Here is a 23,831-nt window from a genome sequence, read left to right as displayed (position 1 = left end):
CCTAGCGACTATAGGTCGATTGCAACAGCACCCGGCTCTCGTCAGAGAGACCAAATCCCCTTGCAGTAATACGATATAGACGACGCTCACTGATGGGCTCATCGACTGCCAGATCCTCGCTCCCCCCCTGGGTATAGGGCAACCGTTCGATAAAGTATTCGGGAGCGCGCCCCGCCAGACCACTGTTGGTATAGGTACGCCAAGCGGTCGAAGGGGAGGCAGGATCCACCGCGGTGTCGATAAATTCATACAGGCCCGCGCTGTTGTCATAGGGACCCGAGTTGCCAGCCTCGATATAGCGCTCGGCAGCGCGCAGGCCCGCTTCTGCCGCCTGCAATGCCTGCAGCGCCTCTTTCTGGTTACCCGCCATCTTCTCTTGCAACTGCGCCCCACGCATACTGGCCATACCCAGCAGGCTCACCATGACCAGAAAAATCAGGCTGATCACCAGCGCCATCCCCTGCTGTCGATCCATCATGACTGGGCTCCTCAAGGTAGCCGATTGCGCAGCGCAACTGTGGTTTCGGCGACCCAGTACCAGTTGCGATCGGTCGCCCGGAAGGTGGCTCCGGCAAAGCTAAGGGCCTGCGGAGACGACACCACATTGCCTTGGTTACTGCGCATAAGAAGCTGTACTCCAATCCCCAGTACATTGTTCCAGTTTGGATTGCTGGCGGCGCTCACATAGCGATCTGCCGCCCGATCCCGGTTCTGATCCTCGCCGAATGTAAGTTGCATATTGGCCACCCCTTCGATAAGGGGCATACCTGCAGCCACCCCGTTCTTGCGATAAAGCGCGTAGGGGCTGCTGGCAGAGGGGCGGGCGATATAGTAGAGACGGGTTTCCACCCTGTTCACGACCGAGCCAAGACCAAACCGCTCCTCGGGTGGGCTGCTGGCCCCCCCCCAGGAACTGCTGGCATTGCCTGGCGTATATTTGTTGTCATTGGAGTGGACGATATTGACCTCACGCCCCCCTGCCACGCCCTGTACTTTGGAGACCTGAAATATTCTGGCCTTCTGACAGTCGGAGACCATGACGATATCTCCCTCGCACAGATCGCTATAACCCTGTGCGCCGGAACCACAATAGTCGGCCTTGCTGGATAGCTGCTGCACAAACAGCTGGGCGGCACTGTTATGATTATCACGACTGAGCGGAACCCCAACCCCAACCGGCCCCTGAACCAACAGGATATCGCTACCCGGCATGGGTCTGGGCTCGGAACCGCTGAACAGAGCAGACAGCTCGGCTGGCAAAGTGGACGTCACATTGTCGTAACCACGCAAAAAGGTGGTGAAGTTGTAGGGCAGTGCCGTACTGTTATTGAGGGTATTGGTGATATTGACCCCCTGTTTGCTGAGACACCCCTGATAGCCCACCATACGCAGCTCTTTTTGCAGCAGATTGGTGGCAAATCCGCTATCTTCCCGCACCCGGGCAATGGCCTCGCCAGTGAGATAGGTTTTGTGATTGCCGAGAAACACCTGAATCATGACACCCACCGTTATCAGCGAGAGCACCAAGGCGATCATCACCTCGACCAAGCCGATCCCGTGCTGGTGTAGCGGCAAACCGCTCCTGCTCATAGGTCCGTCCTCAGGATCATGCTGCGCGACGCAGGATCAGTCGACAGCCGACTGCTATCCCACTGAATAGTGATGGTGGCCCTTCCGGCACTGACCGATACGGCGCCATCGCCACCTGGTAGCTCGGCTACGACCCGCTTCCAGTGTTGCAGATCCTGAACCGCCATAGAGCTACCCGAGACAGTTTCGCCCAAGTCGATATTGTATTGCCCGTTCAGAGCCGCGCTGCGATTAGCCCGCATCATGTCGTTGATCATGTATGCATACTGGGTCGCCTCGGTACGCGTCAGCGCCGACTGGTTACTCTTGAGAGCCTGCAGTTGCAGAGTCGCCATGCCCAGAATACCGATGGAGAGCACCAGTACCGAGATCATGATTTCAAGCAGTGACAAACCCCGTTCTCGCATCATGGGCAGCTAGCCTCGGTAATGGAAGGGCGACCAGCCACTGTGATGTTGATATCACGGGAGGGCTCATTTCGACACTCATCAGGACGCAGGGAAAATACCCGTGCCAACGGAGTGCGGCCATCAAGAAAACCCTCGCTATTAAAACGCAGCAGGGAGGTATTGCTGCTCAATACCCCGCCCCCCATGTCGGGAAAGCCTCGCAACAACTCACCATTATCCAGTATGCCGTTACCGTTGCCATCGACCCAGATCTGCCAGCCAGCCTCCCAGTGATGCTGGGTCAGGTTATCGGCAGAGGCGGAGAGGGTCACTACCGTGTTGCGGCGAATGGCTTCTGAGCGGGCAAGGTTGATGGCCGCAACAAAGTTGTTAGCCTGAGTATTGAGAGAAATAGTGCGCAGCAAAGCGTTGAAGGAAGGAACCCCCAACGTGAGTAACAAAGAGACGAGCGCTATGGTGACCATAAGCTCGATAAGGCTAAAACCTGAACGCAAAAACATCCTGTTTCGCTCTGATTTGTTCCAGGAGGACAGACACACTCCATGTGTGCTAAGCCAGAGTAAGGGCTTGCTGGCAGTCTATGCCGGGCACTTGGTGTTTCAATCCCGGCAATGCAAAAGTTCGAGCTGCATCATCAATTTTCGCTGCAATCTGGTTGCGAACATGAAAATAGGACTCGTTAGAGCCAAAAAAAAACAAAGCCACCTCAACGAGGTGGCTCTGGCAATAAACCGACATCCAGCGAGATGAGAGGGATCAGAGGATCCGCAGCTCTGGCGGCACTTCAAACACCACGTTCTCTTCACGGCCAGGATGCTCGGCGACCACCTTGCCTCCCAGCTCCCGCAAGCGGGCAATCACGGACTGCACCAGCACCTCGGGGGCGGATGCGCCGGCAGTGACGCCTATCGCCTTCACCCCTTCCAGCCAGCTCGCCTCAATCATCGACGCATCGTCGATAAGATAGGCTCTGGCGCCCACCTTCTCGGCCAGCTCGCGCAGACGGTTGGAATTGGAGGAGTTGCGAGACCCCACCACCAGCATGGCGTCCACCAGCCCTGCCATCTCCCGCACCGCATCCTGACGGTTCTGGGTGGCGTAGCAGATATCGTCCTTGCGCGGCCCCTGGATCTTGGGGAAGTGCTTGCGCAACGCATCGATGACGTCAGAGGTCTCATCCACGCTCAGGGTGGTCTGGGTGACAAAGCAGAGGTCATCCGGGTTCTTCACCTTGAGCTTGGCCACATCTTCAGGCGTCTCCACCAGATACATGCCGCCTTCGCGATTCTCGTACTGCCCCATGGTCCCGATCACCTCGGGGTGACCGGCGTGGCCGATGAGCACAGCCTCGGAGCCCTTGCGGCTGGCGCGATGAACCTCCATGTGCACCTTGGTCACCAGCGGACAGGTGGCATCGAATACCTTGAGGGCGCGGGATTTGGCCATCTCGCGCACTGTCTTGGCCACGCCGTGAGCAGAAAAGATGACGATGCTGTCGTCAGGCACCTCGTCCAGCTCCTCGACGAAGACAGCGCCCGCCTCTTTCAACTTGTTCACCACATACCGGTTATGCACCACTTCGTGGCGGACATAGATGGGGGCACCGAACTTCTCCAACGCGCTCTCGACAATGCTGATGGCACGATCGACACCGGCGCAAAAACCGCGAGGGTTAGCGAGCAGAATATCCATTAATGCACCTTCTCCTCATCATCAACGCCCAGGATCTCCACCTCGAAGGTGACGGTATGACCGGCCAGCGGGTGGTTGAAATCGACCGTCACCGACATCCCGGCTACCGCCCGGATAATGCCCGGCAGCTCGCTGCCATTGGGCTGATCGAACAGGATGATGGTGCCGACTTTTGGCTCCACATCGGCGCCAAATTTGGCACGGTCGAGATGGTAGATATTGTCGGGATTGGAGAGACCAAAGGCCTCTTCCGGCGCCAGCGTGAAGCTCTTGCTCTCCCCTTCGCTCAGCCCCAGCAGGCACTGCTCAAAGGTGGGGGTCAGGCTGCCATCGCCCATCCGCAGGCGGGCAGGTTTGCCGTGCAGCGCCGTGCTGTCGGCAACCGAGCCATCTTCCAGCTTGATGGAGAAGTGGAACAGCACGCTGCTGTTAGCGGTGATCTGCTGGCTCATGCCTGCTCCTTTTTCTCACCACGGAAACCGTCCAGCACAATCATGGCGGCCCCGATAAAGATAAAGCTGTCGGCCAGATTGAATGCCGGCCAGTGCGCACGCTGCCAGTAGAAGTCGAGGAAATCGACCACATGGCCCAACACCAGTCGATCAAAGACGTTGCCAAGGGCGCCGCCGATGATGAGTGAATAGGCGATACCGCTCCAACGCTGGGTCACCGACTGCTTGCGCAGCCAGTGGATCAGCAATCCACAGATGGCAAAAGCCAGCACCGCGAAGAACCAGCGCTGCCAGCCCCCCTGATCAGCCAGAAAGCTGAATGCGGCCCCCTTGTTGTAGACGTGAACCAGATTGAAGAAGGGGGTGATCTCCACCCCCGGGTAACCAAATGGCAGCAACTTGACCACGGCGAGCTTGCTCGCCTGGTCCAGTACAAAGGCCAGCACTGCCAGCCACAGCCAACGCAGGCCGCTTTTATGTTGAGTCATGTTCATCAGGCAAATTGACGAGTTTCGCCGTCACCCTCAACGTTGGTCACACAGCGACCACAGATCTCTTCGTGACCCGCGATGGTGCCCACATCTTCTACATGGTGCCAACAGCGGTCGCACTTGGCGGCAGCAGACTGGGCCACGCTCAGCCACAGGTCATCACGCTCGGTCGCCACAGAGCCTTCCGGCGCAGTGTCAGCCTCAACCACATTGGCTTTGGAGGTGAGCAGCACGAAGCGCAGCTCATCAGCCAGGGCATTCAGGCGTGCAGCCAGCTCCGGCTTGGCGAACAGGGTCAGCTCGGCCTGCAGGGAGCCGCCGATACGCTTCTCGCCACGGGCCACTTCCAGCGCCTTGTTCACTTCACCACGCACGGTGAGGATCTCGGCCCAGAAATCGTCGTTGAGGGTTTCACCCGCTTCCAGCCCGAACAGGCCGTCGTACCACTCTTCGGTGAAGACGAACTCGCCGCGCTCACCCGGCAGCAGTGCCCAGATTTCATCGGCGGTGAAGCTCATGATCGGCGCCATCCAGCGCACCATGGCCTCGGCGATGTGATAGAGGGCTGTCTGGCAGGAGCGACGGGCCAGGCTGTCAGCCTTGGCGGTGTACTGACGATCCTTGATGACATCCAGATAGAAGGAGCCCATCTCGATGGAGCAGAACTGCATCAGCTTCTGGGTTACACCGTGGAAGTTGTACTCGTCGAATGCCGCCATGATCTCGGCCTGTACCGCTTTGGCACGACCCACAGCCCAGCGATCCACCACCACCATGTCGGCAGGTGCCACCATGTCGGTCGCCGGATTGAAGCCGTTCAGGTTGGCCAGCAGGAAGCGGGCTGTATTGCGAATACGGCGATAAGCATCGGCAGAGCGCTTGAGGATCTCATCGGAGACAGTCATCTCGCCGGTGTAATCAGTGCTCGCTACCCACAGACGCAGGATGTCGGCACCCAGCTTGTTCATTACGTCTTGCGGGCTCACCACGTTGCCGATGGACTTGGACATCTTGCGACCCTGACCATCCACAGTGAAGCCGTGAGTCAGCACCTGGTTATAGGGAGCCTTGTCTTTCATGGCCACACCGATCATCAGGGAGGACATGAACCAGCCACGGTGCTGGTCAGAACCTTCCAGATACATGTCGGCCGGCTTGCCGTTGAACTCGGGACGGGCATCGACCACGGAGGCGTGGGTAGAACCGGAGTCAAACCAGACGTCCAGAGTGTCAGGCACCTTGTCGTACATGTCTGCATCGGCACCCAGCAGCTCGGCCTTGTCCAGATCCCACCATGCCTGAATACCGGACAGCTCGACCCGCTTGGCTACTTCGTGCATCAGGCGCACGGATTCCGGATGCAGTTCCTGGGTCTCTTTGTGGACGAACAGGGAGATAGGCACACCCCAGGTGCGCTGACGGGAGATACACCAGTCAGGACGGTTCTCAACCATCGCCTGAATGCGGTTTTTACCCCAGGCCGGTACCCAGCCGCTCTGGCCTTGCTGGGCAATACCGTCCTTCTCGATGCGCTCGATCTCTTCCAGCGCGCGCTTGCGCAGACCCTTCTGCTCCATGCTGATGAACCACTGCGGAGTAGCACGGAAGATGATCGGGGTCTTGTGACGCCAGCAGTGCGGATAGGAGTGGTTGAACACCTTGTGATGCAGTAGGGCGCCGCGTTCGGTCAGCACTTCGATCACGGAGGCATTGGCCTTGAACACATGCTGACCGGCAAACAGTTCGGTATCAGGCAGGTAAACGCCATTGCTGCCAACCGGGTTGGCCACTTCCAGACCGTATTTCTGGCCGACTACGAAGTCTTCCTGACCGTGGCCAGGGGCGGTGTGTACGGCGCCGGTACCGGCATCCAGGGTAACGTGATCACCCAGTACCACCGGCACATCGAAGCTGTAGAAGGGGTGGTTGAAGCGCAGCAGCTCGAGCGCGGCACCCTTGGCATAGCCCAGATTGTGGAACTTCTCGATACCGGCGCGATCCATCACGTCCTTGACCAGCTCGGCGGCCAGGATCAGACGCTCTGGGTGCTCACCTTCAACCTGCACCAGTGCGTAATCCAGATCGGCGTGCATGGCGATGGCGCGGTTGGCTGGCAGGGTCCACGGAGTAGTGGTCCAGATCACCGCAGAGATCGGGCCCTTGCCGGTGTGGCCTTCGGCGCAGTCAAACTTGGCGGCAACGGATGCCTCATCAACGGCCTTGAAGCGCACATCGATGGAGGGGGAGTTCTTGTCGTAGTACTCCACTTCGGCTTCAGCCAGCGCGGAGCCGCAATCGGTACACCAGTGCACCGGTTTGGAACCTTTGTGCAGGTGGCCGTTTTCAACGATCTTGGCCATGGAGCGGATGATGTTGGCTTCGGTGCCAAAATCCATGGTCAGGTAGGGATGTTCCCAGTCGCCCAGCACACCCAGACGGATGAAGTCGGTCTTCTGCGCTTCGATCTGGGTCTTGGCGTATTTGCGGCACTCGGCGCGGAATTCGGCAGCGGAAACCTTCTCGCCCGGCTTGCCGACCATGCCTTCCACTTTCAGTTCGATAGGCAGACCGTGGCAATCCCAACCCGGCACATAGGGGGAATCGAAACCGGAGAGGCCCTTGGACTTGATGATGATGTCTTTGAGGATCTTGTTGACCGAGTGACCGATGTGAATGTTGCCGTTCGCATAGGGGGGGCCATCGTGCAGAATGAAAGAAGGCTTGCCCGCTTTGGCGCGGCGAATAGCGCCGTAGAGATCCTGATCGTACCAACGTTTCAGCATGTTGGGTTCGCGCTTGGCCAGATCGCCACGCATCGGAAACTCGGTTTCCGGAAGATTCAGGGTGTGTTTATAGTCGCTCATCAGTCCTGGGTTCCCTTCTTTTCTAAAAGAGTGCTGGGTAAATTGAATTGTGGCAGCCCGAACCAGGCTCGGGCCGCCAGGGCATCTCGTTCGATCTGCTCTTTCAAGGCAGTGAAAGAGGCAAACTTCTGCTCTTCGCGCAGCTTGTGGCGAAGCAGCACCTTGACCTGCTGACCATATAGATCACCAGAAAAATCAAATAGATGTACTTCCAATCTGGCTTGTGTACCGCTCAAGGTCGGCCGAACACCCACATTGGCTACACCGGGGAAGGTCTTGCCGGAACATATCACTTCCACCGCAAACACGCCACCGACCGGGATCACCTGACGCTTGAGGGCCAGATTGGCGGTGGGAAAACCTATGGTGCGCCCTAGCTTGTCGCCGTGGGCCACCCGGCCGCTGATGGTGTAGGGGCGGCCAAGCATCAGCTCCACCTCCGCCATCCGGCCCGCCTTAAGGGCTTCACGCACCAGGGTGCTGCTGACCCGCTGCCGTTCGAGCTGGAAGCTCTGGGTGCTGATCACCTCGAAGCCGAAGCGATGGCCCGCCTCCTCCAGCAGGTGGAAATCCCCTTCCCGCCCCTTGCCGAAGCGAAAATCATCGCCGACCACCAGATAGCGCACCCCGAGCTTCTCCACCAGCAACTGCTCGATGAAGGTCGAGGCCGCCTGCTCGGCAAAACGGTGGCTGAAGCGCACGCAGAGCATGCGATCGATATGCAGCCCCTGCAGCGCTTCGTACTTTTCCCGCAACCGGCTCAGCCGGGCGGGCGCTGCCGTGCCGGCAAACAGTTCCAGCGGCTGCGGCTCAAACAGCATGACGCAGGCGGGCAATCCCAGCTGGGCCGCTTTCTCCTTGAGACGTGCCAATACCGCATGGTGACCCTGATGAACCCCATCAAAGTTGCCAATGGTTAATACACATCCCCGGTGACGGGGCTTGAGATTGTGAATGCCGCGAATAAGCTCCATCAGTGCCTTGTGCGTTGCTGCCATGGAAATCGGCGGATTATATATCAGGCAGCAGGCAGGGTCAGCCCTCATAGCCTGATTTCAACTATCCGGGCCCAATCACGCCCCCTGCGGCGCCATGAGGCACTATCCCCATGGCGCCGCAGGATCACGGCTACTGCTGCCCCGATTTAAGGTGACGCGGCCGAATGCCCAGCAGCAGCAACACCACGGCATAGACCGCAGCCCCCAGCGACAGCAGCATGGTCAGCTGCAAACTGGCCTTGCCCATGCTCCACGCCCCCCACTGGGCCAAATCCGGCGACAGATAGGCGAGCACACAGCCCATCAGCACGCTGGCGACCAGCAGCTTGAGGCAGAACACGCCAGTATGGCGGGAGGGACGATAGACGCTCTGCTGGTACAACCCCTTGAACAGCAAGGCCGCATTCAGAGTGCCCGAGCAGGCGGTCGAGAGCGCCAGCCCCACGTAACCGAGCGGGTAGATGAAGATGAGGTTGCAGACCATGTTGGCAATCATCGACATCACCCCGATCCGCACCGGCGTCTTGGTATCCTGACGGGCGTAATAACCGGGGGCCAGCACCTTGATCAGCATCAGGGAGAGCAGACCGGTAGTGGAGGCCAGCAGGCTGGCGCTCGACATGCTCACTTCATGCAGGCCAAATTCGCCGCGCATGAACAGCACTCGCAAAATGGGCTCGCGCATGACCGCAATGCCTATCATGGCGGGCAGGCCGAGCAGCATCACCATCCGCACCCCCCAATCCATAGTGCGGGAGAAGTCCGCCGGATCGGCATCCACATGCTTCTTGGCCAGCGCTGGCAGGATCACGGTACTGATGGCCACCGCAAACAGCCCGAGGGGGAACTCCAGCAGGCGATCCGAGTAGTAGAGATAGCTGATGGCACCAGTCGCCAGGAAGGAAGCCAGCATGGTGTTGACCAGCAGGTTGATCTGGCTGACCGAGACCCCGAACAGGGCCGGGATCATCAGTGTGCGGATCTTCACTACCCCAGGGTGATTCCATCCCCACTTGGGCCATACCAGCATGTTGATTTGGCGCAAAAAGGGGTATTGGAACAAAAACTGCACCAAACCGCCCAAAAAGACACCAATCGCCAGCGAGATCTCAGGTTTGTCCATCAGCGGTGCAATCCACCAGGCCGCGGCAATCATTGTGATGTTGAGAAACACCGGCGTAAACGACGAGACCGCAAAGCGGCCGAAGGTGTTGAGGATAGCCCCCGCCATGGCGGTAAAGGTGATGAACCAGAGGTAAGGGAAGGTGATTTTGAGCATCAGACTGGCGAGCTCGAACTTCTCGGCCGCAGGGCCGCCATGCAGCCAGTCCCAGAACCAGCCCCAGCCAAACAGCGCGGTCAGCACACCCGACCCCAGCACACCGAGCAGGGTGACCACAGTCACTATGCCCCCCAACGTACCCGCCACCGCAGCCAGCAATTCACGCACTTCCCCCTCGTCGCCATTTTTCTTGTACTCCGTCATCACGGGAACAAAGGCCTGGTTGAAGGCACCTTCGGCGAACAGGCGACGCAGAAAGTTGGGAATGCGATTGGCAAAAAAGAAGACGTCGGCGGCCACCCCTGCACCAAGCAGATTTGCGATGACCACATCGCGAACCAAGCCCATTACGCGGGATGCCAGCGTCATTCCGGACACTATCATACCGGATTTGATCAATTTCTTACTCAAGACGAGGCCTCTGGAACTGTCAGAATGAAAAGAATGCTGCTAGAATCGGCCGACAGTTTAACCGTCTCCCTACTGACACACCACCGGGAGGCGGTGTTTATTTGCACAAATCATTTGACAATATGTGGTTGGAAGGGCATATTTCCGGGCCTTTTCAATACACTCGCTAAGACAGTTTTAGGAGTTTTACCTTGGCTAACATCAAATCTGCTAAGAAGCGCGCTCTTCAGTCAGAAAAACGCCGTCAGCACAACGCCAGCCGTCGTTCCATGACCCGTACCTACCTGAAGAAAGTCATTGCTGCTATCGCCTCTGGCGACAAAGCTGCTGCGACTGCCGCTTTCGCTGTTGCTCAGCCGATCATGGATCGTATGGCGACCAAAGGCCTGATCCACAAGAACAAAGCTGCTCGTCACAAGAGCCGCCTGTCTGCCCAGATCAAAGCTATGGCTTAATCAGCTTCTGCTGATCAAAGCTGAAAAAACCGGCCTTAGTGCCGGTTTTTTATTTATCTGCGCTGCAATAAAGTCGATGCAGCAAACTAATCATTTCACGCACCTCATGGCTGCGCAGCGAATAGTAGACCGTCTGGGCCTCTTTGCGCGTCGTCACTAGCTCATCCCGCCGCAGCAGCGCCAGATGCTGTGACAAGGCCGACTGACTCAATCCCAGTCGCTCGTTGAGCTCCCCCACTGACAGTTCGCGCTCCAGCAACTGGCACAGAATAAACAGCCGCCGCTCGTTGGCCAGCGCCTTGAGCAAGGCCACCGCTTTACTCGCATTGGCTTCCATCTCTTCAAGTTGCATCACATCTCTCCTCTACCACTCATCGCCGATGATACGTGGTGACGGGCTGTTTTAAAACGACAGGGTGGCTGGCTGGATGGCGGAGAAGTTCTCCTGGCCGGAAAAGAGAAAGGTAAAATCGCTCTCGCAGACCCGCTTTACCGCCGGATGCTGGATCATCCGCTCGGCGAAGATGACGTAATACTCCTCCATCAGATCCTGAGTTTCCCCGATCAACATCACCCCCTCCCCCTCAAGGATCTCCTCCCGGTAGATGGTAGGGGCCATGAAGATGCCCTGATTGAAGAAGCCAAACGCCTTCATCAAGGCGGCATCATCAAACTCGCCAAGAATGCTGGGGGAGACACCCTGCTGCTCGAACCACTGGGTCAGCTGACGCCCCATGGCGGTACGGCGACCGGGGATCAACAGCTTGCGCTCTTCCAGACAGGCAGGAAAGGGCTTTTCAGGCAGCGGCGCCTTGCAGAAGAAGCTGACGCCACAGCCGCCCAGCCGTTTGGAGAGCAATCCAGCATGCTGGCTGGAGTCCACCGGACAGTCGGAGAGGATCATGTCGAGCTTGTGCTCGCTCAGCTGCTCCAGCAGTAGTTCGTGGGTCGATTCGAAACAGCGCAGATGGATGGAACCATCATTGGGGATGACAGAGAGCAGCACGCGGCTGGCAAGGCGCTTGGAGAGGGCATCGGCGATGCCGACGTCGAACAGGATCTGGCTCTCATTGCGGTAGTTGACGATATCGAGCATCTCGTAGGAGAGGCTGAACATCTTGTCGGCATAGCGAAACACCAGCTGGCCCAGCTCGGTCGCCTCAAGAGAGCGCCCCTTGCGTTTGAGCAGCTTGCCCCCGAGGCGCTGCTCCAGCAACTTGATCTGGCCGGTGACGGTTTGCGGGGTCAAAAAAAGGGCTTCCGCTGCCTGGGTAACGGAGCCCTTCTTCTGAGTCATCCAGAAATAGTAGAGATGGTTGTAGTTAAGGTGTGACATCCGATGGGGTTCCCGCTTGACGCGGACTCCGGTAGCAGCTGAGTTCAACCGCCAGAATGTCATACATGTCGCTGACCGAGTCAACCTTGTTCGCGCCAAACTGCTCCATCAGACTGGCCTTGAGGCGTGCCTTGTCAGGCATCCGGTCAGCGCAATAACGCTTGTTGGAACGCTTGACCATCTCGCCAGCCCGGCTGCTCAGCGCCCGTTCGGAGAAGGTCTCGCCAAAGCGCGCCTTGGCCTGCTTGTCCCCCAGCAGCAGGGCGCTGTCTACCACCCCGTTGAGATAGGCCGAACAGCTGGCCGAACCAGCCTCCTGTCGACACTCTTCAAACCCGCCAGCTAATCCCATAGGACTGACCAAGAAGAGCAGTAACCATGCCTGTTTTCTCATAAACCCTCCGCATTCTGGTCCCCATCACTCTTGGGGAGTGACAATCGCAAGGCCAGATAGCCAACCAGCGCTGCAATGCTGGATCCAACGAGGATCCCGAGGCGCGAGTAGCTGCCGTAATCCAGCCCACCATGCTCAAAGGCCAGTGACGCGATAAACATCGACATGGTGAATCCGATACCACAGAGGATGCTGACCGCAAAAATCTGCTTGAAGTTAACCCCGGGCGGCAACTGGGCGATACCCAGTTTGACCGACAGCCAGCTGATGGTAAACACCCCGAGCGGCTTGCCGATAAACAGTCCCAGCATGATGCCCATGGGCACCGGATTCAACAGGGAGGAGAGACCTATCCCCTCAAGGGATACCCCTGCGTTGGCAAAGGCAAACAGCGGCAGGATCAGATAGGCGCTCCAGGGATGTAACGAGTGCTCAAGATGCTTGAGTGGCGACTCATAACGCTTCCCCTTGAGCGGGATCATAAATCCGACCACCACACCGGCCAACGTCGCGTGAACGCCCGACTTGAGTACAGCAACCCAGAGCACCAGACCAACCAGCATGTAGAGGCTGATCCTGTCCTCGCCACGACGGTTCATCCAGAATAGGGTAAAGGTAGCCAGAAGGCCGATCGCCAGCGCCTCAAGCGACAACTGCTGGGTATAGAAGAGTGCGATGATGATGATGACGCCGAGGTCATCCATGATGGCCAGCGCCAGCAGGAATACCTTGAGGCTCACCGGCACCCGCTTGCCGAGCAGCGCCATCACCCCGAGGGCAAAGGCGATGTCGGTCGCAGCCGGGATCGCCCAGCCAGCACGCGCCACTTCGTCCGAATAGTTGAAAAAGGCGTAGATCAAGGCTGGAGCCAGCATGCCGCCCACCGCCGCGATGGCCGGAAAAGTCGCTTGCACCCGGGAGGAGAGCGCCCCCTCCAGCATTTCACGCTTCACTTCCAGGCCAACCAGCAGGAAGAAGATCGCCATAAAGCCATCGTTGATCCAGAGCAGCAGCGGCTTGTTGATGTCGAGAGCCGCGATGCGCACCTGCACCGGCGTGCCGAGAAACGCCTGGTACCCGCCAGCCAGCGCGGTATTGGCTAAAATCATTGCCAGCATGGCAGCCATGATCAGAATAATTCCGGAGGCGGCCTCCAGCTTCAGGAACTTTTTGATTACATCACTCATGGTTAAATTTTCCACCGTATTGCTTTGGTTTGAGTCTATCTCTTGCAACAACCAATGGAAAATCGTTTCTTGCTGCTCAATACAACGAAAAAACCGAAGGCAAAATAGAACATACCTGCTATAAGCAGGTTTTTCCTCGTCTCTGGTTACCGTCTTATTAATCAATAAAATGAATTTTCAATTATTTAACTGCATAAAAAAGGCGCCCTGAAGCGCCTTGCTATCAGATGGCGACGGGAGCCTTGATGCCGGGATGGGGGTCATAACCCTCGATCTCGAAATCCTCGAACTTGTAGTCGAAGATGGAGTCAGGTTTGCGCTTGATCACTAGGGTCGGCAGCGGGCGCGGCTCGCGGGATAGCTGCAGCGCTGTCTGCTCCATGTGGTTGGAGTAGAGATGCACATCACCGCCAGTCCAGACGAAGTCACCCACTTCCAGATTGCACTGCTGGGCCATCATGTGGGTCAGCAGGGCGTAGCTGGCAATGTTGAACGGCAGGCCGAGGAACACATCACAGCTGCGCTGGTAGAGCTGGCAGGAGAGCTTGCCGCCCGCCACATAAAACTGGAAGAAGGCGTGGCAGGGGGCCAGCGCCATCTTGTCCAGCTCGCCCACGTTCCAGGCGGATACGATGATGCGGCGCGAATCCGGGTTGTGCTTGATGTCATCCACCGCTTTCTGGATCTGGTCGATGACAGACCCGTCAGCGGCAGGCCAGGAGCGCCACTGAGCGCCGTAAACCGGCCCCAGATCGCCATTCTCGTCGGCCCACTCATCCCAGATGCTGACGCCGTTTTCCTTCAGATAGGCGGTATTGGTATCGCCATTGAGGAACCAGAGCAGCTCGTGAATGATGGAGCGCAGGTGGCACTTCTTGGTGGTCACCAGCGGGAAACCTTCCGCCAGATTGAAGCGCATCTGATGGCCGAACAGGGAGACAGTACCGGTGCCGGTACGGTCTGACTTGACGGTGCCCTCATCGAGGATTTTCTGCATCAGGTCGAGATAAGCTCGCATTATTTCGCCTCCTTCACGGCATTACCGAACAACTGCGGACGCTTGTAGGCGGCCCAGATCATCAGGGCACCGGCGATAATCATCGGGGTGGAGAGGATCTGGCCCATGCTGATCTCCTGGAAATAGAGACCAAGCTGGCTGTCCGGCTGGCGCACAAACTCCACCAGGAAGCGGAACAGGCCGTAGAACAGCAGGAACATGCCGGAGATGGCACCGCGCGGCGGATTCTTGCGCCAGAAGAGATTGAGGATGATGAACAGCACCACCCCTTCCAGTGCGAACTGGTAAAGCTGGGAGGGATGACGCGGCTCGGGGCCGGCCTCCGGGAAGATGATGGCCCAGGGTACATCGGTGACCCGGCCCCACAGCTCGCCGTTGAGGAAGTTGCCGATCCGGCCGACGCCGAGACCGAACGGAATGAGCGGTGCCACAAAGTCGGCCACGGTGAAGAAGTGGCGCTTGGTCTTGTGGGCAAACCAGATCATCGCGGTGATCACCCCGATCAGACCACCGTGGAACGACATACCGCCGGTCCAGATCTTGAACAGGTAGGTGGGATCCGCGAGGAAGAGATCGAAGTTGTAGAACAGCACGTAACCGACACGGCCACCGAGGATCACCCCGAGGAAGCCGTAAAACAGCAGATCCGACACCTCGTTGCGGGTCCAGCCGCTGTTCGGCGCATCGGCGCGACGGCCGGCAAGCCACATGGCAAACGCGAAACCGAACAGGTACATGAGACCATACCAGCGTACCGATAGTGGTCCCAAACTGAATGCTACGGGATCAATCTGCGAGAAAACCCAATATCCATCGTGCTGCATATGCGGCCCCAGTCAAAATAAAAGCCGCATTTTCCGATCATTCGTCAGCAGGGACAAGGCATGATTATCAATCACTCTGTTTCGATTTATGACCGGCTCGCAGCAAACCGCCCAAACCATGCTCCTCCAGATAGCGGGCAAACAGGCCGCGCAGTACGTGGGGGTTGTCATGTTTGAGGCCATCGGCCATCAGTTCGGTCAACTCGCTCAGGGTGGATTGACGCAGCACGTACTTGATCCGGGCGATGTTGTGGGTGTTCATACTGAAGCGGCGATAGCCCATGGCAAGCAGCAACAGTACACCGACCGGATCACCGGCCAGCTCGCCACAGACCGACACCGGCTTCTGGTAGCGGTGGGAAGCATCAACCAGCTGTTGCAGGGCGCGGATCACCGCAGGATGGAAAGCATCATAGATGTTGGCAACCCGGGAATTGTTGCGATCCACCGCCAGCAGGTACTGGGTAAGGTCATTGCTGCCCACAGACCAGAAGTCGATGAGCGGCGCCATCTCCGGCAAAATAAAGAGGGCTGAGGGCACCTCGATCATCACCCCGAGGCTGGGGTAGCGGATCACTGCATCGCGGCTCGCCGCCTCTTCCGACACTTCCCGCCATGCCTGATCCAGCAGACGACGGGAGGCTTTGATTTCGCTGACGCTGCTGATCATCGGCAGCATGATGGCCAGATTGTCCAGCCCTTCACTGGCCCGCAGCATCGCCTTGAGCTGCACCAGAAACAGTTCGGGGTGATCCAGGGTGATCCGGATCCCCCGCCAGCCAAGGAAGGGGTTTTCCTCGACGATGGGGAAATAGGGCAACGGCTTGTCGCCGCCCACATCCAGCGTCCGCATGCAGACCGGCCGGTTGCGGTAGGTCTCCAGAATGCCGCGATAACGGGCTGTCTGCTCCCACTCTGAGGGGAAACTCTCCTGCAGCATAAAGGGGATCTCGGTGCGATAGAGACCGACCCCGTCCGCCAGCTGATTGAGGGAGATCTCGGTATCGGCACTGAGACCGGCGTTGAGCAGCAGGGAGACCTTGGTGCCGTCGGCCGTCTCGGATGGCAAGTTGTCGACACTGCGCACCAAGGTATCGAGCGCCCGCTCTTCGCTCAGCAGCTGACGATACTCGGTCAGAATCACCTGATTGGGTTCGATGAAGAGATCGCCGCTGTAACCATCGACAACCAGCATGCGACCGCCGATGTCGCCGAGGGGCAGATCGACCCCCATGATGGCGGCGACCCCCATGGCGCGGGCCAGAATGGCGGCGTGGGAGTTGGTCCCCCCCTTGAGTGAGACCACCCCGGTCAGATACTCGCGGGGCACTTCCGCCAGAATGGTGGCGGTCACTTCATCGGCAACCAGCACCACCGGCTCGCCGATGGAGATATGTTCCGGTTCATTCTGCACCAGTCGGCTGATCAGCCGCTGGGCAATATCCTTCACGTCGGTGGAGCGCTCCTGCAGGTAGGGATCCTTCATCCCTTTGAACTGCTCGATCAAGCGATCACTGATCAGCTTGACCGCAGATACCGCAGTCCAGTGCTCCTTGCTCACCTTGTTGCGAATGGGCTTGATATAGCCGGGATCGTTCAGCAGATGGAGGTAGATATCGAAAATCGCCACCGAATCCTGGCTGTAGCTTTCGCGAAAACGCAGCGCCAGACTCTCCAGATCGTGGCGCACCTCCTCAACCGCCAGCTCCAGCCGCGCCAGCTGGCTGGCATGGTCTTCATCCTTGCGCGGGGTAATGGACGAGAGCGCCTTGCGGGGCCGCCACACCCAGGCCTTGGCCATGGCGATGCCGCTGGCACCGGCAATACCGCGCAGCGGCTTGCTCCAGTCGGTCTTCTGCAACCACCCCTTGGCCTGCGCCTGGGCGATCCGCGCCGCCAGCTGGGCCGCCAGGGTGACCATGAAGGACTCTTCCCCCTCATCGAAGCGGCGGCTCTCCTTCTGCTGCACCACCAGAATGCCGACCACCTGACGCTGATGCATGATGGGAGCGCCGAGGAAAGAGCGGAACGCCTCTTCGGCCACATCGGGCAGGAATTTGAAACTGGGATGCGCGGGGGCATCAGCCAGGTTGATCAGCTCTTCCCGCTGACCCACCAGACCGACGATGCCCTGCTCGTAAGGCAGGGTCACCTTGCCGACTGCGGACGGGGCCAAGCCGTCAGTAGCCGCCAGGCGATAGCGGCGCACCTCGGGTTCCGAGACATAGACGGAGCAGCAGTCCACTGCCATGGCGTGCCGGGTCTGGCTCACCAATGCTTGCAAGGCCTGCTCGAGGGTATTGGCCTCGGCCATGCTCTCGACGATACGTCTCAGTTCCGTTAACAACTAATCTGTGCTCCTTAACGGGCGCGATTGCGCCGCCCATCCTTCTTGTTGACCTGCACTGCCGGCACCGGCATCGCCAGCGGGGCAAACTCTTTCATGACCCGGCGGTAAACCTCCCGCTTGAACGAAACGACCTGACGCACCGGGTACCAGAAGCTGACCCAACGCCAGTCGTCAAATTCGGGATGGCCATGACAGCCGAACTGGATCCGCGACTCCTTGCCCGAATTCAGCTGTAACAAGAACCATTTTTGTTTTTGGCCAATACAGACCGGTGAACTGTCCCAGCGGACAAGACGTTTGGGTAAACGGTACTTTAGCCAGTTACGACTGGTGGCCATGATGGTCACATCTTCGGGCTTGAGGCCAATCTCCTCATACAGCTCTCGATACATGGCCTGCTCTGGCGTTTCACCATCATCAACCCCCCCCTGCGGAAACTGCCAGGAGTGCTGCCCATAGCGTTTAGCCCACAACACTTGTCCTTCACGGTTACAGATCACGATACCGACATTGGGACGAAATCCGTCGCCATCAATCACGTGATCACCTTATAAAGGCTGAATCTATAAGGAGATTGTTCCACATTCACTCCGTGGCAGCAAACAAGGAGTGAATCCCCTGTTTCATGAATAACTTTCGATTTCAAACATACTTATAAACAAATCCAAGGATCCGCGCCTCCAAGTTGCCCACCCAGGCTGTGCATAAAGCTGTTAGCAAACGGGTATATACAGTACTTTTTCAATAGTAGTGAAAAGAAGACATTCATGTCACCACACGACACACAATATAAAAATCACTTTATATACAATAACTTAAATGCATAATACTGGATCTGGATCCATGCTCTTCCGGTAGCGTGCTCCCTGAGACTGATTGTGAACAAGTTCAACTGGTCAAAGATCCACCCAGGACAGATTATCCACAAGCACGGCACATTATCTACCCTGCTTGCTCGGCAAAAATGGGGGAGGATTCACAATTTTTTGTAACATATCGGCCATACCTTCCACTTTCATCCACTTATCCAAGATTTCTGTGGATAACTGTGTGTAACATCGCGAGCAAACCCTTGGACAACTATTTCAAGCTCAAGCACCGCTAGGAACCGTGCTCGATAAAACATACAAAAACCTTTAAAATCATGATGATGCACACATAACACTCAACTTATCCATGTTTGATCTTATCCACTCAGGATCGGTTATAAAAACAACGATCCTTCTCGGGATCCTCCCCTGTTAGAATATGGCGAGCAAGATGGAGCCAACTATGCCAAGCAATCCCCAATCCGAGCAGGAGTTATTGAGCCGCGCCTATGCCATGGCCGGCTTCACGCTGGCGCAGCTGGCCGCCGAGGCTGGCGTCGCAGTGCCCAAAGATCTGCGCCGTGACAAGGGGTGGGTCGGTCAGTTGATCGAGCTGCAACTGGGAGCCAGCGCAGGGAGCAAGCCGGAACAAGACTTCCCAGAGCTGGGGATCGAACTCAAGACGATCCCCGTGGATCCTCAAGGCAAACCGCTGGAAACCACCTTCGTCTGCGTCGCCCCGCTAATCGGCGTCAGCGGCCAGCGCTGGGAGGAGTCAAACGTGCGCAACAAGCTCTCCCGGGTGCTCTGGATCCCGGTGGAAGGCAGTCGGGAGATCCCGGTTGGCGAGCGACGGGTCGGCATGCCGCTGATGTGGAGCCCGAATGAAGAGGAAGATCGGCTGCTGCGTCAGGACTGGGAGGAGCTGATGGATATGATAGTGCTGGGAGAGGTGGAGCAGCTCAGCGCGCGCCACGGCCAGGTGATGCAACTGCGCCCCAAGGCAGCCAACAACAAAGCGCTGACTCGCGCCATCGGCCGCGATGGTCAACCCATCATGACCCTGCCCCGCGGCTTTTATCTCAAGATCGACTTCACCCACAGTCTGCTGCAACGCTATTTTGCCTTGCCGACTTGATCTGCCTTATCAACATCTTTGTCATATGGTGGTATAAAAATAGACAGGATCCATTTTTAACTCACAGACAAGGAGGCGTCATGCCACTTACCAAGCAGTTTCTCAAGTCCAAACCCGAGGTCAAGGTGACCTTCGCCGTAGAGAAGGAGGCCGCAGCAGGGGCAGAACAGGTGATGCTGATCGGCGAGTTCACCCAGTGGCAACCGGTCGAGCTGAAACGCATGAAGAGCGGTGAGTTCAAGGCCACCCTCAATCTGCCGACCGACGGGCCGGAGAGTTTCGAGTATTGCTACCAGTTCATCACTCCTGAGGGAGAGACCCTCTACGAGAATGACTGGCAAGCCGATGCCTACGTACCCAGCCCCTACGGCCGCGACAACTCGGTGGTACGAGTCAGCCAGTAAGCAGTGACCGAATTCCGGATACAAAAAAGGCTCGCCATTGGCGAGCCTTTTCACTACCTGTCGAGCTTTTAGCCGACATACCGACACCAATTCGAATCGAATTAGTTGAGCTTCTCTTTGATACGAGCAGCTTTACCGGACAGGTTGCGCAGGTAGTACAGTTTGGCACGGCGAACATCACCACGACGCTTCAGTTCTACACTGTGGATCAGCGGAGAGTGAGTCTGGAATACACGCTCAACACCTTCGCCGTTGGAGATCTTGCGAACGGTGAAAGCAGAGTGCAGACCGCGGTTACGCTTGGCAATAACGATGCCTTCGAAAGCCTGCAGACGCTCTTTACCACCTTCTTTAACACGAACTTGAACACGTACGGTGTCGCCCTGGGCAAAAGCCGGGATGTCGGTACGCATTTGCTCTTGTTCAAGCTGCTGAATAATCTTGCTCATTGTCTTTCCTTACCTAGGATAAACTGAAAACTCTACTTAACGCTGTCACGCACTTCGCGGACATACTCGGCAAGAAGTGATTCTTGCTCGTCAGTCAGAGCTAGGTTGTTAATAAGTTCCGGCCTTCTTTGCCAGGTTCGTCCGAGAGATTGCTTGAGACGCCAGCGCCGAATCACTTCGTGATTGCCGCTTGTCAGCGCCTCGGGCACCGCCAATCCATCCAACACCTCCGGCCGAGTGTAGTGGGGATGATCCAGCAAGCCATCCGTAAAGGAGTCCTGCTCAGCACTGGCCTGATCACCCAAGACTCCTGGAACCAGACGCGAAACCGCATCGATCAGGGTCATGGCAGGCAACTCGCCACCACTTAACACGTAATCCCCGATAGACCACTCTTCGTCGACTTCGGTTTGTATCACGCGTTCATCGATACCTTCGTATCGACCGGCTACCAGAATCAGTTTCTGATTCGTCGCCAACTCGGTTACGCCAGCTTGAGTCAGCTTGCGTCCCTGAGGGGAGAGATAGATGACTTTCGCCCCGTCTCCCGCCGCTTGCTTGGCTGCATGAATCGCGTCACGCAGCGGCTGAACCATCATTAACATGCCGGGCCCACCACCATAAGGACGATCATCGACCGTACGGTGTTTGTCGTGGGTAAAGTCCCGGGGGTTCCAGCACTCAATCTGCAGCAGGCCACTCTTGACGGCCCGACCCGTTACCCCGTGCTCGGTAATGGCTCGGAACATTTCAGGGAAGAGGCTAATCACCCCAATCCACATAAGAAACCTCCGGCACCCGTGTTAGCGCGGGAAACTAGAAACCAGGATCCCAATCAACTTCGATTGTTCGAGCAGTCAGATCAATGTTCTTGATCACCTGCTCTTCCAGGAACGGAATCAACCGCTCCTTTGCACCAAAGGCATCTTTTACATTGGCCTCAACCACCAACACATCGTTGGAGCCGGTTTCCATCAATTCGGTCACCTTGCCCAGGTCGTATCCCTTGGTGGTCACCACGGAGCAACCAATCAGGTCACGCCAGTAGAACTCACCTTCAGGCAACGCAGGCAACAGATCGGCGGGTACGCCAATCTCGACATTGGTCAATGCCAGGGCATCTTCGCGCACATCGATACCATCGAGTTTGCAGATCAGACCCTTGTTGTGACGTTTCCAGGATGAAACCCGAATTTCACGCCACGCCCCGTTCTGATTAATCAGCCAGGGGTTGTAATCGAAAATCGCTTCGGCAACATCGGTGAAGGAGTTCACTTTAAGCCAGCCCTTGATGCCGTAAACGGTCCCCAGGGTGCCCAGAACTACAGGTTTTTCCACCTTAACTCCTTACCGTTTGGCTGATTAAGCAGCTTTGGCAGCGTCTTTGATCAGCTTGGCAACGCGCTCAGAAACAGCGGCACCAGTAGCAACCCAATGCTCGATACGAGCCAGGTCCAGGTTCAGCTTTTCAGCCTGACCAGAAGCAACCGGGTTGAAGAAACCAACGCGCTCGATGAAACGACCGTCGCGGGCGTTACGGCTGTCAGCAACTACTACCTGGTAGAACGGACGCTTTTTCGCGCCACCACGTTGTAAACGAATGGTTACCATATCGTCCTCATTAACATCTAATGAACAAGGCCCGCAAACACGCGGACCCTAGCTTAAAATAAGCCGCATAATTCTACTTGGATTCGTAATAATTGCAACCAAGCCAGCCATTTTTTGCGCAGGGCTGCAATGAAAAGGGCCTGCAACTCGCAGACCCTCGCTCAATACCTAACTCCGGATAATCAGAACGGACCGCGACCGCCACCAAATCCCGGTGGCAGCATGTTCTTCATCTGGCTCATCATTTTGCGCATGCCGCCCTTGCCGGACATCTTCTTCATCATACGCTGCATCTCGGTGAACTGCTTGAGCAGCTTGTTCACGTCCTGCACCTGCATGCCGGAACCTGCAGCGATGCGACGCTTGCGAGAGCCCTTGATGAGGTCGGGATGGGCACGCTCTTTCGGCGTCATGGAGCTGATGATGGCCTCCATCCGCACGGTGAGTTTGTCATCCATCTGATCCTTGATGTTGTCCGGCAGGCCGGACATGCCCGGCAGCTTGTCGAGCATGCCCATCATGCCGCCCATGTTGCGCATCTGGGCCAACTGCTCGCGGAAGTCCTCGAGATCGAAGCCTTTACCGCTCTTGACCTTGCTGGCCAGCTTGGCCGCTTTCTCTTTATCGACGTTACGCTCCACCTCTTCGATCAGAGAGAGCACATCGCCCATGCCGAGAATGCGAGAGGCGAGGCGATCAGGGTGGAACGGCTCCAGCGCATCGGTCTTCTCGCCCATACCGATGAACTTGACCGGTTTACCGGTGATGTGGCGCACCGACAGGGCGGCACCACCGCGGGCATCGCCGTCCGCCTTGGTAAGGATGACACCGGTGAGCGGCAGCGCTTCGTTGAACGCCTTGGCGGTGTTGGCGGCATCCTGACCGGTCATGGCATCCACCACGAACAGGGTCTCGACCGGCTTGATGGTGGCATGCAGATCCTGGATCTCGGCCATCATTTCGCTATCAACATGCAGACGGCCGGCGGTATCGACGATCACCACGTCATAGAATTTCTTGCGCGCCTGATCGATAGCGGCAGTCGCGATGGCAACCGGCTTCTGGCTTGCATCGCTCGGGAAGAAGTCGACGCCGATGTCACCCGCCAGGGTCTCCAGCTGTTTGATCGCCGCAGGGCGATAGACGTCGGCACTGACCACCAACACCTTCTTCTTGTTGCGCTCTTTGAGCAGTTTGGCCAGTTTGCCGACCGTGGTGGTCTTACCGGCCCCCTGCAAACCGGCCATCAGGATAATGGCGGGCGGCTGGGCAGCCAGATTGAGCTGTTCATTGGCCTCCCCCATCACGGTGACCAGCTCGCCGTGCACTATCTTGATGAATGCCTGACCCGGGCTCAGGGATTTGGCCACTTCCTGCCCGACGGCACGCTCCTTGACGCGCGCCACGAAATCACGCACGACCGGCAGGGCGACGTCCGCCTCAAGCAGCGCCATGCGGACTTCGCGCAGGGTCTCTTTGATGTTCTCTTCGGTCAGCCGACCACGGCCACTGACATTGCGCAAGGTGCGCGAGAGTCTTTCAGTCAAATTCTCAAACATGACGCATTCCGGTTCTTGGCGTAATAAATAGGGGGCATTATAACCCAGAGCAGCCGCGAGGACGATTATTCACCGCACCGTCGCTCATCTATGCTTCGTCCCTATAT

At 57.5% G+C, this 23,831-nt stretch carries 26 protein-coding genes; 3 read left to right on the top strand and 23 right to left on the bottom strand.

Features of this window, described 5'->3' with window-relative positions:
- Window position 1: 1 nt before the first annotated feature.
- From G5182_RS06170 to murJ, 10 genes are all read right to left on the bottom strand, one after another.
- Window positions 2-478 (bottom strand): pilus assembly PilX family protein, encoded by a 477-nt coding sequence (locus G5182_RS06170; protein ID WP_123173790.1) that lies wholly within the window; start codon window positions 476-478, stop codon window positions 2-4.
- 11 nt (window positions 479-489) lie between these two features.
- A complete protein-coding gene (locus tag G5182_RS06165; protein ID WP_227341910.1) occupies window positions 490-1,590 on the bottom strand; it encodes a PilW family protein in 1,101 nt (366 codons plus the stop codon).
- On the bottom strand, window positions 1,587-1,982 hold the full coding sequence (gene pilV / locus G5182_RS06160) for a type IV pilus modification protein PilV (protein WP_272950156.1): 396 nt from the start codon (window positions 1,980-1,982) through the stop codon (window positions 1,587-1,589). The genes G5182_RS06165 and pilV overlap by 4 nt, the downstream gene beginning before the upstream one ends.
- 14 nt (window positions 1,983-1,996) lie before the next feature.
- Window positions 1,997-2,500: a type IVa pilus pseudopilin TppE gene (tppE, locus tag G5182_RS06155; protein WP_100646794.1), complete on the bottom strand. Its 504-nt coding sequence runs from the start codon at window positions 2,498-2,500 to the stop codon at window positions 1,997-1,999.
- Between the two features lie 256 nt (window positions 2,501-2,756).
- Window positions 2,757-3,692, bottom strand: coding sequence for a 4-hydroxy-3-methylbut-2-enyl diphosphate reductase (ispH, locus tag G5182_RS06150; RefSeq protein ID WP_227341909.1), 936 nt, complete (start codon window positions 3,690-3,692; stop codon window positions 2,757-2,759).
- Complete coding sequence (fkpB, locus tag G5182_RS06145; protein ID WP_005341354.1) at window positions 3,692-4,144, bottom strand: FKBP-type peptidyl-prolyl cis-trans isomerase; 453 nt, start codon at window positions 4,142-4,144, stop codon at window positions 3,692-3,694. The genes ispH and fkpB overlap by 1 nt, the downstream gene beginning before the upstream one ends.
- Complete coding sequence (gene lspA, locus G5182_RS06140; RefSeq protein WP_005340447.1) at window positions 4,141-4,638, bottom strand: signal peptidase II; 498 nt, start codon at window positions 4,636-4,638, stop codon at window positions 4,141-4,143. The genes fkpB and lspA overlap by 4 nt, the downstream gene beginning before the upstream one ends.
- Window positions 4,638-7,499, bottom strand: a complete 2,862-nt coding sequence (gene ileS, locus G5182_RS06135; RefSeq protein WP_227341908.1) for an isoleucine--tRNA ligase — start codon at window positions 7,497-7,499, stop codon at window positions 4,638-4,640. The genes lspA and ileS overlap by 1 nt, the downstream gene beginning before the upstream one ends.
- Entirely contained in the window at window positions 7,499-8,473 is a 975-nt protein-coding gene (gene ribF, locus G5182_RS06130; protein ID WP_019445579.1) for a bifunctional riboflavin kinase/FAD synthetase, read from the bottom strand. Before ribF ends, ileS begins: the two co-directional genes overlap by 1 nt.
- A 154-nt stretch (window positions 8,474-8,627) precedes the next feature.
- Window positions 8,628-10,190, bottom strand: a complete 1,563-nt coding sequence (gene murJ / locus G5182_RS06125; RefSeq protein WP_227341907.1) for a murein biosynthesis integral membrane protein MurJ — start codon at window positions 10,188-10,190, stop codon at window positions 8,628-8,630.
- A 191-nt stretch (window positions 10,191-10,381) separates the two neighbouring features.
- Between murJ and rpsT the strand changes: the two genes are divergently transcribed.
- Window positions 10,382-10,645, top strand: a complete 264-nt coding sequence (rpsT, locus tag G5182_RS06120) for a 30S ribosomal protein S20 (protein WP_005308808.1) — start codon at window positions 10,382-10,384, stop codon at window positions 10,643-10,645.
- Window positions 10,646-10,694: 49 nt separating this feature from the next.
- Here rpsT and G5182_RS06115 read toward each other — a convergent pair whose 3' ends face one another.
- The 8 genes from G5182_RS06115 to rppH form a co-directional block, all read right to left on the bottom strand.
- Window positions 10,695-10,997 (bottom strand): ArsR/SmtB family transcription factor, encoded by a 303-nt coding sequence (locus G5182_RS06115; protein WP_013724128.1) that lies wholly within the window; start codon window positions 10,995-10,997, stop codon window positions 10,695-10,697.
- A gap of 51 nt (window positions 10,998-11,048) precedes the next feature.
- Window positions 11,049-11,981: a transcriptional activator NhaR gene (gene nhaR, locus G5182_RS06110; protein WP_216952853.1), complete on the bottom strand. Its 933-nt coding sequence runs from the start codon at window positions 11,979-11,981 to the stop codon at window positions 11,049-11,051.
- Complete coding sequence (locus G5182_RS06105) at window positions 11,968-12,333, bottom strand: hypothetical protein (RefSeq protein WP_227342980.1); 366 nt, start codon at window positions 12,331-12,333, stop codon at window positions 11,968-11,970. The genes nhaR and G5182_RS06105 overlap by 14 nt, the downstream gene beginning before the upstream one ends.
- Window positions 12,334-12,371: 38 nt before the next feature.
- Complete coding sequence (nhaA, locus tag G5182_RS06100; RefSeq protein ID WP_227341906.1) at window positions 12,372-13,562, bottom strand: Na+/H+ antiporter NhaA; 1,191 nt, start codon at window positions 13,560-13,562, stop codon at window positions 12,372-12,374.
- Window positions 13,563-13,785: 223 nt separating this feature from the next.
- On the bottom strand, window positions 13,786-14,580 hold the full coding sequence (gene thyA, locus G5182_RS06095; protein WP_227341905.1) for a thymidylate synthase: 795 nt from the start codon (window positions 14,578-14,580) through the stop codon (window positions 13,786-13,788).
- The gene (gene lgt / locus G5182_RS06090; protein ID WP_031227775.1) at window positions 14,580-15,404 is read right to left on the bottom strand and encodes a prolipoprotein diacylglyceryl transferase; all 825 of its coding nucleotides are present in this window, start codon (window positions 15,402-15,404) and stop codon (window positions 14,580-14,582) included. Before lgt ends, thyA begins: the two co-directional genes overlap by 1 nt.
- Before the next feature lie 67 nt (window positions 15,405-15,471).
- Window positions 15,472-17,751 carry a phosphoenolpyruvate--protein phosphotransferase gene (gene ptsP / locus G5182_RS06085; RefSeq protein ID WP_005340422.1) on the bottom strand — a complete coding sequence of 760 codons (2,280 nt, stop codon included), beginning with the start codon at window positions 17,749-17,751 and terminating at the stop codon, window positions 15,472-15,474.
- A 14-nt stretch (window positions 17,752-17,765) separates the two neighbouring features.
- A complete protein-coding gene (rppH, locus tag G5182_RS06080; RefSeq protein WP_005340421.1) occupies window positions 17,766-18,293 on the bottom strand; it encodes an RNA pyrophosphohydrolase in 528 nt (175 codons plus the stop codon).
- 733 nt (window positions 18,294-19,026) lie between these two features.
- Here rppH and mutH point away from each other — a divergent pair.
- Both mutH and G5182_RS06070 read left to right on the top strand, forming a co-directional pair.
- Complete coding sequence (gene mutH, locus G5182_RS06075) at window positions 19,027-19,701, top strand: DNA mismatch repair endonuclease MutH (protein WP_227341904.1); 675 nt, start codon at window positions 19,027-19,029, stop codon at window positions 19,699-19,701.
- A gap of 80 nt (window positions 19,702-19,781) precedes the next feature.
- The gene (locus tag G5182_RS06070; RefSeq protein ID WP_227341903.1) at window positions 19,782-20,105 is read left to right on the top strand and encodes an isoamylase early set domain-containing protein; all 324 of its coding nucleotides are present in this window, start codon (window positions 19,782-19,784) and stop codon (window positions 20,103-20,105) included.
- Between the two features lie 101 nt (window positions 20,106-20,206).
- Here G5182_RS06070 and rplS read toward each other — a convergent pair whose 3' ends face one another.
- The 5 genes from rplS to ffh form a co-directional block, all read right to left on the bottom strand.
- Window positions 20,207-20,554, bottom strand: a complete 348-nt coding sequence (gene rplS / locus G5182_RS06065; RefSeq protein ID WP_005308701.1) for a 50S ribosomal protein L19 — start codon at window positions 20,552-20,554, stop codon at window positions 20,207-20,209.
- A 32-nt stretch (window positions 20,555-20,586) separates the two neighbouring features.
- Window positions 20,587-21,336: a tRNA (guanosine(37)-N1)-methyltransferase TrmD gene (gene trmD, locus G5182_RS06060; RefSeq protein ID WP_005308699.1), complete on the bottom strand. Its 750-nt coding sequence runs from the start codon at window positions 21,334-21,336 to the stop codon at window positions 20,587-20,589.
- 34 nt (window positions 21,337-21,370) lie between these two features.
- Window positions 21,371-21,892, bottom strand: coding sequence for a ribosome maturation factor RimM (gene rimM / locus G5182_RS06055; protein WP_005340394.1), 522 nt, complete (start codon window positions 21,890-21,892; stop codon window positions 21,371-21,373).
- A gap of 24 nt (window positions 21,893-21,916) precedes the next feature.
- On the bottom strand, window positions 21,917-22,165 hold the full coding sequence (gene rpsP, locus G5182_RS06050; protein ID WP_216952849.1) for a 30S ribosomal protein S16: 249 nt from the start codon (window positions 22,163-22,165) through the stop codon (window positions 21,917-21,919).
- A 182-nt stretch (window positions 22,166-22,347) separates the two neighbouring features.
- Complete coding sequence (gene ffh, locus G5182_RS06045; protein WP_005341384.1) at window positions 22,348-23,724, bottom strand: signal recognition particle protein; 1,377 nt, start codon at window positions 23,722-23,724, stop codon at window positions 22,348-22,350.
- Window positions 23,725-23,831: the final 107 nt, after the last annotated feature.

It is taken from the genome of Aeromonas sp. 600948 (genome assembly GCF_049174875.1).
In the GTDB taxonomy this organism is placed as follows: Bacteria; Pseudomonadota; Gammaproteobacteria; order Enterobacterales; family Aeromonadaceae; genus Aeromonas; species Aeromonas veronii_A.
This window is presented reverse-complemented; position numbering and strand designations above follow the sequence as displayed.